This window comes from Rossellomorea sp. H136, assembly GCF_056838065.1.
In genome coordinates, this window is sequence record NZ_CM166371.1 from 3,766,537 (window position 1) to 3,781,581 (window position 15,045).

Sequence of the window (15,045 nt, forward strand, 5' to 3'; positions counted from 1 at the left end):
TTCTCCGCATCTCTACCCTTAGACGATAACCTGTCTAATATATATGTCTGATTATTCACAATAATACAATATTAACTAAAAGTTGGCAATGAGATTTCATTTTTTTACAAAACAATAATATCCGAAATCCCTTTGACGATTGAAATTCCCATAAAAAAATACAGCTGCGATAGCTGTATTGAGAATGGACGTATGCTAAAAGTTATCCTTTAAAAATTCCTGAAATTCTACTGACTGCAAGATGGTCTTGGTCCTATCCTTCAATTGCAACTTGGATATTGAAGGTTAATTGCTATTGATCAATCACCATCTTCACTATAAGAATGCTTGCTATTAGTAAGCTTCTGTAAATCTTCTCGATAAAATGTATCCTTCAATTCCTGCATCTTAAAAGGAATGATAGGTGAAAGATAAGGAACACCAACCGATTTCAGACTCACCATATACAAAATTAGAATGGTTGTCCCAATGATGATCCCATTAAACCCAAAAAAATTAGCCGTTATCAAAAATAGTACCCTTAAGGTGGCATCAGGTTCCACCAGACCTCTGTTAGCTCCCAAGAAACTGGAAAGAGCGGTTATCCCTATGACGATCAGACTGACTGGGTGGATCAATTTGGCGGTGACCGCCGTTTCGCCAATGACGATTGTCCCGATTAAAGACACCAATATGACCGCGCTTTGCGGAAGACGAAACGAAACATCTACTAATATTCTTATCAAGAATAAAAGAATGGCGATTTCCCAAAAGGTTGGCAATAGCTCATCGTCAGAAATGATTGCTTTTGAAATCTTGTTTGGTAAGTCATCTTTATGAAAATTTGCTAACGCTATGTAAACCGCTGGCAGGAACACTCCTAATAGAAAGGCGATAAAACGGATGATTCGACTCGTAAATTTACCCATTGATATGTGATAATCATCAGGTGCCTGAATAAAATCGATAAATAAAGCAGGAGCTATGATGGCGAAAGGGTACCCGTCCACAATCACTACCACTCTTCCTTCAAATAAGGAAGAGACTGCCCCATCAATTCGTTCTGAATGTCTTAGCCGGGAAAAAATAGATCTTGGCTTTCCTTCTAATACATCCTCCAATACTCTTTCACTAAGGACATACTTTAAATTTAGACTATTAAGCCTCTTTTTGACTTCTTTTAATATCCCTTTATCGACAGTGCCTTCTATATATAAGATGGAAACAGATGTTGGTGAAGTGGTCCCAATCTCTACTGTTTCCACACACAAGTCCGGCGTTTTTAATGAACCTCTTATCAAATTGATATTTGTCTTCATCTTTTCTGATAATCCAATTTGCGGACCTCTTACTGAACGTTCCCCGATTGACGCTTCGACACTTCTTTCTGCCCACTTGGGAGATGGTATAATGATGCCTTCTAGAAACCCGTTAATCAGTATGACCGTACTTCCTTGTACGATGGCATCGGTCAATTCTTTATACTGAGTGGTGATTTTCACGTCTGCCGATTCAACTATTCTTTCCATGATTTGATCGATGGGTGTTTCATTAAATCCTTCTGTCTTGAATGCTTCTAATAACGGTTTAACCACAAAATCCTGAATAACATCTGTATCGATAATTCCGTCCAAATAGACAATATTCATTTCGTGGGTACCTTCGCAGCCAGACTTTATTTTTCTTACGATAAGGTCAGATGTATCGTGAAAGGTGTTCTTTAAGTTTTCGATGTTTTCTTTGAGGCACATTTCTATTTTAGGCATCCTTCATCCTCCCTAAAAGTTAGTATGAGGAGTTGTCAAGATACTATACTTTGTGGAGGAAACCTAAAATAACAACTTAAATAAGACAATATCCAGAGATCACCTGGCTATTGCCTTATTCGTTCAATAACATAGTAATTCATATCCCGCCTGATTTTAATTACCCCTGTATTGGCAACTCAGTATAATCCTTGATCTCCCTCAACGCAAAGCTCGTTTGAATCTTGGTAATCTACTTCTGACCCCAATTTCCCAGAATCTGACCCCATCAAGTAGAAAGTTGAAGCTCCCTCATCACTTCCAGCTGCAACCTTTATTTAATCTTCTTTTTCCTCGTTTTTCTTCCGCATCTTCGGCAGGCTCATGGCTTTGATCTCCCGTTCTTCAAAGAAATTTCCAATCCTCGTCATGATGAAAGTGACGAGGGTGGCGAAGATGACAATCGAATAAAACCCTGCTCCAATTCCGATTCCGACACCACCCACGTAGAAGATCATCGCAGCGGAAGTGAGTCCCTTCACCCGCAGTCCATCTTTCAGGATCACGCCTGCACCTAAGAATCCGAGCCCTGAAACAATCTGGGCAGCCAGACGGAAGGGATCCATCATTTTTCCGCTATCCGGCTGACTGAGCATCTCTGCGCCTTCAATCGATACGATCGTGATCAACGTACATGCCACTGACACATACGTATATGTTTTTAATCCAGCGGGCTTGTTCTTCGCTGATCGGTCCCATCCGATGACGAATCCCAATACCGCACTCACCACGATCCGGAAATAAATATCATGCTGCCAGAAAAAGTCCTCTAGTCCATTTATGTAAATGTAATGTAGCATGTCGGCCTCCTCCTTAAATGAAAAAGAGACCTCTCCACAAAACGAATACAGGATTTCTTCACCTACTATGAAAAAATCATATAGTTCGCCGCATGGGTATCTCATCTTTTCTTCTACCAAGTGGCAATTCTTAAAATATTCTTTTCATCGTACACCACTTATTTCTTGATTTCAATCTTATTTCTATCACAATTGAAAGACTTAGATTCTACTCTCATTATTCTCTCCTTAAAATACAGCAAAAATAAGCGTATCCTTCCGTTCCGGATACCTAAGATGTCATTCCAAACGTGCCTCTTTTCCGGACAGTCTTAAACCCTATACGTTCATAAACCTTTATGGCTCCGGGATTATTTTGATTCACGTGGAGGACGACGGATTTCATACCATCTTGTCTGAGGTCTTCTAAGCATTTACAAGTCAATACAGCAGCGATCCCTTTTCCCCGCCACTCCGGAATCACACCCACTTGAATGATATATCCGATTGTATCAGTCTCCTGATCGGTAGCAATGAACCCTACCGCCTGGTCATTGACAGTCGCGATATAGGACCGTTCCGGTAGAAAATCAGAACCGGACGATATCCACTCCACCCACTTCTCCCTGGGCCACCCTGGATAACCGGGACGTTCCTTAAATGAAGCCTCGTAAACTTTATAAAATGGCTCTTTCAATGATGGTGACCAACTTTTGAAAATCAAAGGAAAAGGTGTTTCGATTTGAGGGATGTCAGTTAAGGGGTGTTCCATCACATATTCTAGGAATACCAACTCAAAGCCCTTTTGTTGATATTCCTGAATGATATCATCTGTTATATTTTCACATTTAATGTTCGTCACTTCGTTCATCCATTTTGGCCTCCGTTCCATTCAATTTAGAGATTTCCATACCTTGATAATCTGAAGATACCACGCCCTTTGCATCTGGTCCAGACTGCGATTGAATTTTTGGGTAAGTCTGCTGATCGATCTATTTGGAGACTGTGATAACCTAATAATTAAATGGAGGAACATTAACATTCTATTTGACAAATAACAAACACTTTTATATTATGTTTATAAAATAACAAACATATTTTAAATTCGTTTATTTTTTAATAATTAATCTGTTGAAGATAAAAAGAATAGGACGTGTTATGGAATGGAGCTTTCCGACTTGTTTTGGAGTGCCTCTTTGGAAGAAATGAAAAGGGGTTTTATAGAAGAAGAAGATTCCTATATTTGTCTTATGTGCGGAAAGATCATTGAAAAAGGCATGGTCTATCCTTACGAAGATAAATTATACCTAGCCGAAAAATATATGGGTGTTCACATTGAACGTACGCACCTATCTGTATTTGATTATTTAATTGGAATGGATAAAAAGCTCACGGGTCTTACAGATCACCAAAAACGTTTATTGACCCTCTTTTATCAAGGGAAAAATGACAAAGAAATCAAAGAAGAATTGGACATCGGCAGTGCGTCCACTATCCGGCATCACCGGTTTGCATTAAAAGAAAAGGAGCGTCAAGCCAAGACCTTCCTGACCATGATGGAATTGCTGAAAGAAAAAGACGAAAATGCCCCGACGTTTGTCCCTGTTCATAAAACAGCCACCATGGTAGACGACCGGTACAATATTACACAGACCGAACAGGATCAAATCGTGAAGAAGTACTTCTCTGACGGGGCACTGACGAAATTTCCCCCAAAGGAAAAGCAAAGGCTGGTCATTCTTCGTGAGATTTCGAAACAGTTAAAGAAAGACGATATGTACGATGAAAAAGAATTAAATCAAGTATTAAAAGGCATTTATGACGATTATGTGCTTATCAGAAGATATCTCATCGAATATGGGTTTATAGACCGTAAATCCGACGGAAGCAAGTACTGGTTAAAGAAGTAAAGAACTAACAGGAGGTCTAAACATGGATCGTAAAAGAGAGTTAAAACAACAGTATAAAGAAACACCGGTTGAAGCAGGTGTCTTTCAAATCTTGAATCAGCAAAACAATAAAATCTATATCGGAAGGACGAAAAACTTGAAGACCCTGAACGGGATCAAGTTCATGCTCGAAAACAATGGATTCACCACCAGCAAAGCGTTACAAACCGAATGGAACCAGTACGGGAAAGACGCTTTTACGTTTGAGCTGTTGGAAAAACTGAAAAAGAATGATGATCCATTTGTCACTGAAAAAGAAGCTCTGGATGAGTTGGAAGAAAAGTGGTTGGAGAAACTGCAGCCGTATGGAGAACGGGGGTATAATCAGAAGTAGATAATAAGGTTATCACAATACAGTCAGCCATGAAAAAGCTCAGAATTTTTTATCTCCGAGCATTCAACATTCTCAAGACAACATAAGGGCTTACCCAAACTTGGATAAGCCCTTCTCTAATGGTTATATTAATCACAATCTACAAATATCCTTACGCAGTCACCATCAATCTCGACTGTCTTCATGTTTACTCTTTTCTCAAACATTATGTTTTTTATCAAGAGGCTGCCTTGCAGTAAATCTTCGAATTGCCCCACAACATCTTTCATTGATTTATCAACATCCAGGACAAGATTCACACGTTCTTCCACAGCAAGATTCAATTCTTTTCTGTATTGCTGGACGGCGCGGATGAGCTCCCTGGCTTTCCCTTCTTTTCGTAAATCCTCTGTGATGGTTGTATCCAGGAAAACACTGAAGGTTGAGTTTGAAGCCATTTCCAAACCTTTATGTGTTTTTTTATGAACGATGAAATCAACTTTCTCGACCGAAACCTTTTCCCCGGTTGGAGACTCAAAGTCAAGATGCCCTTGTTCTACAACCTTGCTTGCTTCTTCATGATCTAACGATTGTAAATGTTTCTGCACAAGCCCTACCAACTTACCGAGTTTCGGACCGGCAGTCGGGAAGTTCAGCTTTAATTCATACTGCACGGAATCTCCTGCTTGGTCCTGCAATTGTACATTCTTTACATTGATTTCATCTTGAATGATATATTCATACTTTTTAAGTAATTCCGTATCATCCTTCGCTCCCACTACCGTAAGCCTGGAGAGAGGCTGCTTTGTTTTGATATTCGTCGTATTACGTGCAGATCGGGCAAGTTCGACTACTTGTAAGACGCGATCCATTTCCGTTTCCAATGCTCGATTGATGTCTTCTTGATTTACTTTTGGGAAATCGGACAGATGGACGCTCACATTGGTTAAGTTCATGTGGATATCTTCTGCGATAAAAGGTGTAAATGGAGCCAGCAACCGGCTAACATTTACTAATACCTTATTTAATGTATGGTAAGCAGCCAGTTTATCTTCATTCAGCCCTTCGCTCCAGAAGCGTTCACGTGACCTGCGGATGTACCAATTGCTCACCTGTTCAACCAGGATGGATAGTTCCCTTGCCCCAGCGGTAAAATCATAATTATCCAGATGGTCCGTTACGTTTTCAATGACCGAATTCAATCGGGATAACACCCATTTATCGAGAAGAGATGGATTTCCATGCCCGTGTTGATCAGGATCGAACCCATCAATCACTGCATACAGGGTGTAAAAGGAATGAACGTTATTCAGTGTGTCGACCAGTTTCGATTTTGCCTGGCTGACTACGTTTTCTGAGAAGCGTTTATTATTCCAAGGGGCACTATCTGCAAGCAATGCCCATCTGAGAGCATCTGCCCCAAACTTTTCAACGAGATCCATTGGATTGATGACATTCCCTTTACTTTTAGACATTTTACGTCCGTCTTCATCCAGTATGTGCCCGAGTGATAACACACGCTTATATGGAGCTTTCCCTGTGAAGAGGGAGGAAACCGTCAACAGGCTGTAGAACCAGCCCCTCGTTTGGTCCACTCCTTCGGCAATCACATCTGCAGGGAATTGTTGATGAAATAATTCTTCATTCTCAAAGGGATAATGATACTGTGCAAACGGCATTGAACCACTGTCAAACCAGACATCGATGACTTCTTTCGTCCTGTTCATTTCATGGGAACAGGACGGACATTCCACGATGACTTCATCGACATATGGTTTATGAAGTTCAAGATTGTCCTTCCAACCCCTGATCGCATGTTCTTTTAGATCCTGAGTGCTTCCCGGGACATACTGATGATCACATTCCCCGCAAACCCAAACGTTCAGTGGTGTTCCCCAATAACGGTTCCTTCCCAGGTTCCAATCCACCATATTTTCAAGGAACTTCCCAAATCTTCCTTCTTTCATATGATCCGGATACCACTCAACGGATTGGTTGTTCTTTAAGATGGTCTCTTTTATGGCCGTTGTCTTGATGAACCAGCCTTCCATTGCGTAATAGAGGAGTGGTGAGTCACAGCGCCAGCAGTGTGGATAGCTGTGTTCATACTTCTCCTTGGAAAAGAGAAGATTGCTATCCGCCAACATCTTGATGATCTTCACGTCGCTGTCCTTTGTGAATTCTCCTGCAAGAGGCGCGAATTCGTTGGTATAACAGCCTTTTTCATCGACAATATTGATAAAATCCAATCCGCTTTCCTTGATTGTATTGTAATCATCTTCACCGTGAGCGGGAGCCAGGTGAACAATCCCAGTTCCGCTGTCATCGGTCACAAACGATGCCGAAATCACTTCATGCCCGCGGTCAAGCGTGAGATTGTTGAACGGCGGCTGATACGAAACCCCTACAAATTCGTGCCCTTTATGCTCACTGACTAATTCGAAGTCGTCTCCCATCACATCGTTTACAAGGTTCTTTGCCAGGATATACGTCTCTTCACCCCGTTTGGCTTTCACGTAATCCACGTCTTCATGGACGGCGAGGGCCACATTGGCAGGAAGCGTCCAAGGTGTTGTCGTCCAGCCCAGAAAGTATTCATGCTCTTGTCCTTCCACCTTAAATTTAGCTGTCGCGGATAGATCTTTGACATCCTTATATCCTTGAGCCACCTCATGGGAACTGAGGGAGGTTTGGCAACTCGGGCAATAAGGAGCGACCCGATGCCCTTGATAGAGCAACCCTTTCTCATGGATCTTTGAAAGAATGTGCCAGACACTTTCGATATAATCATTCTGAAGGGTTACATAGGGATCATCCATATCCACCCAGTATCCGATTGCCTCCGTAAAGGTGCGCCACTGCTTCTCATAATCGAAAACACTCTTTTTACATTCTTCAATGAATTTCTCAACACCGTATTCCTCGATTTCTTGTTTACCGGACACGCCGATTTTCTTTTCGACGCCCAATTCCACCGGGAGACCGTGTGTATCCCAGCCTGCCTTACGTTTGACTTGATATCCACGCATGGTCTCATACCTTGCGACAAAATCTTTTATCACACGCCCCAGAACGTGACCGGCATGCGGTAGCCCATTGGCAGTAGGAGGTCCTTCATAGAAGACGAACGACTTTTGCCCTTCTCGGTTTGTCACTGACTTTTCAAAAATATGATTAGAATTCCAGAAATCCTGGATCCGTTGCTCTCTTTCAACCGACTTTTCGTTTACATTCACCTTTTTCATGTCATCACACCTCTATTTTTTTGTAAATAAAAAAACCCGCCCCTAACCTATGTTAGGGACGAGTTTCAACCCGCGATACCACCCTGATTCTATCCATAAACCCGATTTCAAGTTTATTTGACAGCGCTCATTCAACGTACAATCATACGCGTTCCTTTTAACGGCGGAAACCCGTCAAAGCTTAAAGTATCTTCAGCTTTGCTTCTCGGAGAGGATATTCAATATGATCTGAACGTTGACTTCCACCCAATCATCAACTCTCTGTAGAACAGATTCCATACCTACTCGTTCTCGTCATGGAATGTAAGTGATCCAATATATGTTACAACAAATGTAAATGATACATGTTAAATTTGTCAATACTAAATATTGTTATTATTTGACAATACACCATCCATTTATTCACCACTCATCATTAACAACGCAAGTGATCGTACCCGGCTAAGGTGAAACCTGCATATGTCGGTCATCACTAATCCGTTAGATCTGAGGGTCACCTTAATTAATCCTGTATCGGTAACACCGTAGAATCCTTAATCTCCCTCAAAGCCAAGCTCGTTTGAATCTTCGTGATCCCCATTTCATTCAGCCTTCTGATAAAGAGCTCCAGCCCCTTGCGATCCTTGCATGCCACTTTTAGGAGATAATCATATTCCCCAGTCAAACAATGACATTCCAGGACTTCTTCCATTGATTCCAATGTCTCCTCCACTGCTTCCAGTTTTTCTGTTCGATGTTCATTCGTGCTCATAAATACAAAGCATAATAAGTCAAAGCCCAGTTTTTCATGGTTTAAAATGGCTACCTGCTTTTTGATATATCCTCCCATTTCCAGCCGTTTGATTCTTGCGTGTACGGCTGGCGCTGATAAATTGACCCGCTTTGACAGTTCCAGATTACTAAGTTGTCCATCCTTTTGAAGCAAATCCAAAAGCTTGAGATCCATTTGGTCCAATACCCTGCTTACAATCGATTCCATTCTCCATCCACCCTTTTCAATTGTTCCAAAAACCACTGATAAAACTATGTAAAATTGAATTTATACAATCTAAAATCCTATTACACTTTCAATTATTTCGATTATTCACCATTATACAATATGTTCTTTTGTATTTTCAGTAAAATGTTAAAATTATTCATATAGACAATGTCATTGTGCACAATGGCTCTTCGAAAAGGGGCTGAATGACGTGAAATATTATTATCTATTGTTACTGACAAGTCTTCTTTGGGGAGGCAATTTCATAGTGGGGAAAACCCTTGTGGAACATGCATCCCCAGGAACGTTGACCATATTAAGATGGGCCATCGCCATCGTATGCCTGTTCCCGATCGTCTGGTGGAAAGAAAAGAAGCTGGTTCCACCCATTCAATCGATACTGCCGTTATTTTTCATGGGCCTGACAGGGGTAGCCCTTTTTCAGGCACTGCAATTCATGGCTTTGGAGAAGACCTCTGCCACCAATGTTGGCCTGATTTCCACGTTAAACATGTTCTCCATTGCTGGAATCTCTTTTATTTTTCTAAAGGAAAAGATGAACGCATTTCAACTGTTAACCATGTTCATCTCGCTCTTTGGCGTCTTGCTTGTCCTATCAAAAGGGAACGTGGAAATGGTCTATTCCTTGCAATTTAATGAAGGGGATCTCTATATGCTGGCTGCGGTTGTGATGTGGGGAATTTATTCCGTTTGCAGTAAGTGGGCGATGAAAACCGTCACACCGATGATGTCTATTTTATACTCCGGTATATTTGGTCTTCTCATCCTTCTTCCTTTTAATCTTTCTACGTTCCGAGTGACCAATGTTGATGCTTCTTTCGTCCAGTCCATCTTATATACCGGCGTTATTTCCACGGTTGTCTGCATGGTCTTATGGAATATCGGGGTGAATTACCTGGGACCAAGTACGTCAGGATTGTTCTTGAACTTCAACCCTGTATTCACAGCCTTATTGGCCTTCGTCTTTTTGGGAGAAAAGATGAATGTGCTTCAAGCTGTCGGCAGTATCATTGTCATAGCAGGATGTGTCTTGTTTTCTCTTTTCAAGTCCAAGCCTGGTATCATCAAAGAAAAGGGAATCGAAGTCCCTTCAAAGTTGTTAACAAGTCAACCTGTCAAGTCTTCATAAAAAAAGCAGTGCCGATTATTTAGCACTGCTTCTTTTCATACCGGATATTAAGACGCCACTTATAAACCATAAAGCCCGGCAAACACCTATTATTGAATTCACCATTTCGATTTTCCACTAGATGCCCCTGCTTAAATATTTTTTAATCTGCTCAGCAAAAATTAGATTGACTGTTAAGGTAAAACAATAGAAAAGATAAGAATAGGATGTTTTCCACGTTTTAAATTGAAAAACGTCAAAGTATTTCATTGAAATCCATTCAAGCACAACAAGAAAGAAGGCATACAATAATATATAGACAATCTTGTTCGGTTTACATTTTCGATAGAAGTGAATGAACAGGATGATCGGGATGGGGTATACGACTATTTGCAGAATGGAGTCAAACAATTCCCCATGGCCATAATCGAGTGTGTCGTAAAAATCCAGTGGTGGTTCTGCCAGGATACGATCTCCTATTGTGGCAAATAAAAGGTTAAAAACAAACAAAGCAATGATTTCAGTTTGCAGTAAGTGTGGTTCCAAATGGTGGACCAATACCAAAATATACACGCATAGGACAACAATAAAAAGGACAAAAATCTCATTTTTATCGAACGTTTTAGGTGTCAGAGGCTCTAGAATCTTCAGTATGTTAGTCAACAAAAACGAGCTCCTTTTTTAAGATAAAGGCAAAACGAACCATAAAAATATAAGAAAATAGAAGAATTCCGGCTGTGATCCATACATCTATCATGGGATACCATCCAGGAGTCTCAGATTTTAACATCCCTATTTGTAATAAAAAATATTTTGATCCAACATCAATCCCCATCCAGACCAGGGCAATCATAAGTTTAAAAACCGTTGGTATCTTTGAACGAAAGAAATACAATACCCACATTAATAAGAGCGGTAGTAATAAGCCATAATGAAGATAACTTACTACTCTGGGAATGATCTCTTCTTTAACGGAGAGTCGATCATAGGCAGAAAAGATTTTGAAATTGATATGTTGGCATAAAAAGGAATTAAATAAACTGAGGATTAAAACCTCCAACGCCCTGAACTTTTTTAATAATCCCTTTAGAGAGTACAACAATGCGAGTGAAATTAAAGCCGATAATAAAATCAGAATCATCTTCCTGCTCACCCCTTTTCGTATTAGACTTCCCGATTTTTGGCTTTTTATTGTTGCGAACGTGATTCTCTATCAACAAAAATAGAGGGAGAATAACCGAAGAGATCACCTGGCTGATCTATTCAGTTATTCCCCCTCCTGTATAAGATTTTTCATGATGAACCATCTGGATTAACTAATTCGGCTATCATTTCTTTATTCGTCTTCAACAAGCTCTCCGGAAGATCGTTTCGAATGCTCTTCAATCCAAAATAATATGTATCGGATGTATCTTGAAGCAAACGATAATGAAATTTTATTTCTTTGTCCGTAAGGCTACTGAGTAATTTTTTAATAAAAGTATCTTGTGTCATCATATCGACTGCACCAAGGTGAAAAACTCCTTTAAGTTTATGGAGGATGATGTATTTCTGCTGTTTTGCAAGTAATTCATCCGTTAAATGATTACACTCCAGATTGCTGTATACATCGATCGAATTATTCTCAATTCCACTTCTGATTTGATCCAATCTCGGTGACTTCTTCCCCCAAATTTGCGGTATTCGTATCATTACCGCACGTTCCTTTAAAACTTTCTGCAACATATTTTCACACTCAATTTTGAACTGACCATAAGGTGATGCAGCGTTAGGAGTGTCTTCTTCTGAATGATGCTTCGTGAAATCACCATCAAACACATTGGCCGTGGAAAAATAATAGAGTACGCTTTCTGTGTTTTCGATTTCCAATGCCAGCTCCCTATGAAATTCAAGCTGTTGATCGAAATCACCTCTTAGACAAGAAATGATGCTATCGGGCTTGATGGATTGGACGATTTCTTTCATTTTATCCATATCGCTGATCTCTAATTGAAATTGTTTTTCTTCAGGAAGATTTACTGGTCTGGTTGCATACGTCCCATATACATCAAAGGAATCTTTGCACTCTTCCACCAACGCTTTCCCCACTAATCCGCTTGCGCCGAATACGAGCAGTTTCCTCATTTAACATCCCTCCATTCTCAGAAATTGTATTCTCACTTTTCATATTCTACTAAACTCCTGTGAAAACCCTTTAAATGTCCAATAAAAAAACGCAATCCACTTAATTGCGTTTTCCTTGAGGACCGTCACCTTTTAAAATAAAGGAACATAATCAGGAAGATGATTAGTCCAATAAATAAAAGATATCCCATCCCCATGCTATACACGAAGTAAACCTTAACGTGAAGGATGATCCGGATGATATGAAAGATAAGGATGGAAAAGAGCAATACAATGACGATATTCACAATACTATCTCTATTTCGATACATAGAATCAGCCCCAATCCAGAGCTCAGTACAAAATGGAACTTGTACCAACAGTCTTTCTATATACCTATTTTGCCTTCGTCCCTATTATTCATGGGATCTCTTTTTTCACTTGGTTTGTTCGTTAGCCTTCTCATTATTTCCTACAATCCAAGCCATCGCCAATACGGCGCCTGTTATGATTATTGGTGTCAATAGAGTCATCTTGTTCCCTCCTTTTCCACTCACTTCTATAGCTAATTTGTAATTCAAATCCAAAAAGGATTATTCCATTAACCAATCATAGGTTAGCAAATGTTTTCATTTTTCATCTTAGACACTATCTTCTTCAGTTCCACCAGATCATCTATGATGTAATCCGCCTGAGCAAGTTCTGCTTCCTGGGCAAAATCGAAACGGCATCCGATTGAAATCAGATGATTGTCTTTAGCGGCATTGATATCCGAGAGACGGTCTCCCACCACTGCGCCGTTCGTTACGTCATATTTGTCGATAATCGTTTTCACGAGATCACCTTTATCCATCGTTGGAATCTGTTGGATACTGAAGGTTTCGGTGACCCAACGATCTAATTGATAATAGTTCACAATAGCCTGCAAATATTCTATTAAGCCATTACTCGCTATGTAAATTGAAATATCATTCTCTTTTAAATAACTGAAAACCCCCTTTACGTTTGGATACAAAGCACCTCTACCCTTTTCAATGTTATGGATGAGACTTTCAAGAAAATAAGTATCTGTTTGTTCCCTCACCTCTTGAGAATGATCAGGCAGTAAGGCTTCCCATACTTTCGGGAGGGGCACCCCCATTATATCGCGGTATTGATCTATTGGCGTCAGAGTATCCCATAAATTTCGAGATCGTAAATGGTCAAATGTATCCTCCAGTGATAATTCCAAAATTCTGTTTGTTTGAAATAGAGTCCCATCCATGTCGAAAATGATTGTTTGTACCATTGTCTTCTCTCCTTGTTCCTCTTCTCACTACCAATTATTTCAAATCACAACCACTTTCACAAGAAACATTTTCAAAAAAAGAAACTAAGTCCCATTCTTTTTTCTTGATTTTATACTATTGGTACATCAAATTAATTGTTAGTATTAAAAGATATCGTTTTATTCAGGGGAGAGCTTTATGAGGAATAAAAAAAGGATAATCACTCTAACCGTTATGTTGATAATTGTCGTCTTATTTATTTTAAATAATGTGGTTGCTACAAGTTCAACATCAGCTATCGTTACAGTATTGAAGAAGAATTATGTTGAAGAACAAGAAGAAGCTTATATGATCGTAATTCCTCCTGGTGGGGATCAGTCCAGCGAGTATTGGAAGGACGCAAAAACTAAATTACATATAAAAGATCCTATGGTATGGAATTTAATTGAAGAAGATCAAACTTACCTGGTGCACTATGATAACAAAAAGAGTGGGGTGAGTACCTTAACTCACATAGAAAATATTGATGATAAACATGCGATACAACTTCAATAATATCGTAATTTCTTAGACTGAAGGATTCGTAGTTTGTTAATGGCAGGTGCACGAATGCTAAACAAGGCAATAGCCCGGCTATTGCCTTGTTCGTTCAATAACATAGTATTTCATTTTCCACTTGATTTTAGTTTTGCTATATCTTCTACCCATAAAAATATAAGGAAAATTGCAAACAAAACAATTAAAGAGATATTGTTTAAATCATAAAAATAATTAATAGTAAAAACAACCAACAAATAAATCGTTGCAATTAATTTCCTTATCATTTAGACACCTCAGAAAATAAACAGTTTCAAAGTAGTAAGATACAGCTATATTAGACTTCAACCATCATATTCTAATCATTCAATCCCTTACCATCAAGAATATGCTCCATATATTTCTCAATCCTCGACTCGCGAGTTTTGGATTGTTTGGCTTTAGAGAAATAAAGAATGTAGGCTCGTTGCCTTCCCGGCGTCAATTCTTCAAAAGCCGTCTTCAAGGCAGGGACTTCGTCGAATTTAGATTGAAGCTCTTCCGGAATGGTGTATTCTTCCGTCTTTTTTAATTCCACTTGCAAACCGGCTTTTTCCACTTCAATGGCTTCCTGGATATACGCTTTCAAGATTGGCTTCATGTCTATGATTTCTTGAACATTCGTGAACCGGATCTGGCGCGCTGCCTGCACATTCTCCGTTTGTTGGATGAGAATCCCGTGGGGGTCCTTCAACAGAGCCCCTTTGTGAAACAGAAGCGCACAATAGTCTTTGAATCCATGCATTAACACGATGTTTTTACCCTCTAGCGTGTAACAAGGATGCATCCACTTGATTTCTTCGTCCAGCTCCTCAAAGCCAAGAAGGATGCTTCTCAACCTCTCAAATTCTTCCTTCCACGTCTTCGTTTTTTTTATAAATCCATCTACCTTACGATTCGGCTTTATCATCATGGAACAC

The 15,045-nt window shown here is 39.8% G+C and carries 15 protein-coding genes and 1 other annotated feature; of the genes, 4 read left to right on the forward strand and 11 right to left on the reverse strand.

The features are described from left to right. Positions 1–299: 299 nt before the first annotated feature. The 3 genes from ACYH0O_RS19270 to ACYH0O_RS19280 form a co-directional block, all read right to left on the reverse strand. Positions 300–1,745, reverse strand: a complete 1,446-nt coding sequence (locus ACYH0O_RS19270) for a spore germination protein (protein ID WP_482629957.1) — start codon at positions 1,743–1,745, stop codon at positions 300–302. Between the two features lie 317 nt (positions 1,746–2,062). Then, positions 2,063–2,584, reverse strand: a complete 522-nt coding sequence (locus ACYH0O_RS19275) for an MgtC/SapB family protein (protein WP_482629958.1) — start codon at positions 2,582–2,584, stop codon at positions 2,063–2,065. A gap of 271 nt (positions 2,585–2,855) precedes the next feature. Then, on the reverse strand, positions 2,856–3,434 hold the full coding sequence (locus tag ACYH0O_RS19280) for a GNAT family N-acetyltransferase (RefSeq protein ID WP_482629959.1): 579 nt from the start codon (positions 3,432–3,434) through the stop codon (positions 2,856–2,858). A 292-nt stretch (positions 3,435–3,726) separates the two neighbouring features. Between ACYH0O_RS19280 and ACYH0O_RS19285 the strand changes: the two genes are divergently transcribed. Both ACYH0O_RS19285 and ACYH0O_RS19290 read left to right on the forward strand, forming a co-directional pair. Beyond that, positions 3,727–4,473, forward strand: a complete 747-nt coding sequence (locus ACYH0O_RS19285; RefSeq protein ID WP_482629960.1) for a DUF2087 domain-containing protein — start codon at positions 3,727–3,729, stop codon at positions 4,471–4,473. A gap of 22 nt (positions 4,474–4,495) precedes the next feature. After that, positions 4,496–4,846: a GIY-YIG nuclease family protein gene (locus tag ACYH0O_RS19290; RefSeq protein WP_282138890.1), complete on the forward strand. Its 351-nt coding sequence runs from the start codon at positions 4,496–4,498 to the stop codon at positions 4,844–4,846. A gap of 128 nt (positions 4,847–4,974) precedes the next feature. Here the strand turns inward: ACYH0O_RS19290 and ileS are convergent, their stop codons facing one another. Continuing rightward, on the reverse strand, positions 4,975–8,070 hold the full coding sequence (ileS, locus tag ACYH0O_RS19295; RefSeq protein ID WP_482629961.1) for an isoleucine--tRNA ligase: 3,096 nt from the start codon (positions 8,068–8,070) through the stop codon (positions 4,975–4,977). 51 nt (positions 8,071–8,121) lie between these two features. After that, positions 8,122–8,377, reverse strand: a binding site (T-box leader). A gap of 195 nt (positions 8,378–8,572) precedes the next feature. After that, on the reverse strand, positions 8,573–9,049 hold the full coding sequence (locus tag ACYH0O_RS19300; protein ID WP_482629962.1) for an Lrp/AsnC family transcriptional regulator: 477 nt from the start codon (positions 9,047–9,049) through the stop codon (positions 8,573–8,575). A 211-nt stretch (positions 9,050–9,260) separates the two neighbouring features. Here ACYH0O_RS19300 and ACYH0O_RS19305 point away from each other — a divergent pair, with 211 nt between their 5' ends. Then, complete coding sequence (locus ACYH0O_RS19305; protein ID WP_482629963.1) at positions 9,261–10,199, forward strand: DMT family transporter; 939 nt, start codon at positions 9,261–9,263, stop codon at positions 10,197–10,199. A 117-nt stretch (positions 10,200–10,316) separates the two neighbouring features. On the opposite strand, the gene ACYH0O_RS19310 is transcribed toward ACYH0O_RS19305, so the two are convergent. From ACYH0O_RS19310 to ACYH0O_RS19330, 5 genes are all read right to left on the reverse strand, one after another. After that, positions 10,317–10,841, reverse strand: a complete 525-nt coding sequence (locus ACYH0O_RS19310; protein ID WP_482629964.1) for a hypothetical protein — start codon at positions 10,839–10,841, stop codon at positions 10,317–10,319. Beyond that, positions 10,834–11,319, reverse strand: a complete 486-nt coding sequence (locus tag ACYH0O_RS19315) for a hypothetical protein (protein WP_482629965.1) — start codon at positions 11,317–11,319, stop codon at positions 10,834–10,836. Before ACYH0O_RS19315 ends, ACYH0O_RS19310 begins: the two co-directional genes overlap by 8 nt. Positions 11,320–11,471: 152 nt before the next feature. Then, positions 11,472–12,302 (reverse strand): sugar nucleotide-binding protein, encoded by an 831-nt coding sequence (locus ACYH0O_RS19320; RefSeq protein WP_482629966.1) that lies wholly within the window; start codon positions 12,300–12,302, stop codon positions 11,472–11,474. Positions 12,303–12,427: 125 nt separating this feature from the next. Next, the gene (locus ACYH0O_RS19325) at positions 12,428–12,613 is read right to left on the reverse strand and encodes a hypothetical protein (RefSeq protein WP_482629967.1); all 186 of its coding nucleotides are present in this window, start codon (positions 12,611–12,613) and stop codon (positions 12,428–12,430) included. Positions 12,614–12,897: 284 nt separating this feature from the next. Continuing rightward, a complete protein-coding gene (locus tag ACYH0O_RS19330; protein ID WP_482629968.1) occupies positions 12,898–13,569 on the reverse strand; it encodes an HAD family hydrolase in 672 nt (223 codons plus the stop codon). Positions 13,570–13,747: 178 nt separating this feature from the next. Between ACYH0O_RS19330 and ACYH0O_RS19335 the strand changes: the two genes are divergently transcribed. Further along, positions 13,748–14,104 carry a hypothetical protein gene (locus ACYH0O_RS19335; protein ID WP_482629969.1) on the forward strand — a complete coding sequence of 119 codons (357 nt, stop codon included), beginning with the start codon at positions 13,748–13,750 and terminating at the stop codon, positions 14,102–14,104. Positions 14,105–14,444: 340 nt separating this feature from the next. Here the strand turns inward: ACYH0O_RS19335 and ACYH0O_RS19340 are convergent, their stop codons facing one another. After that, positions 14,445–15,038: a YdeI/OmpD-associated family protein gene (locus tag ACYH0O_RS19340; protein ID WP_482629970.1), complete on the reverse strand. Its 594-nt coding sequence runs from the start codon at positions 15,036–15,038 to the stop codon at positions 14,445–14,447. Positions 15,039–15,045 lie beyond the last annotated feature (7 nt).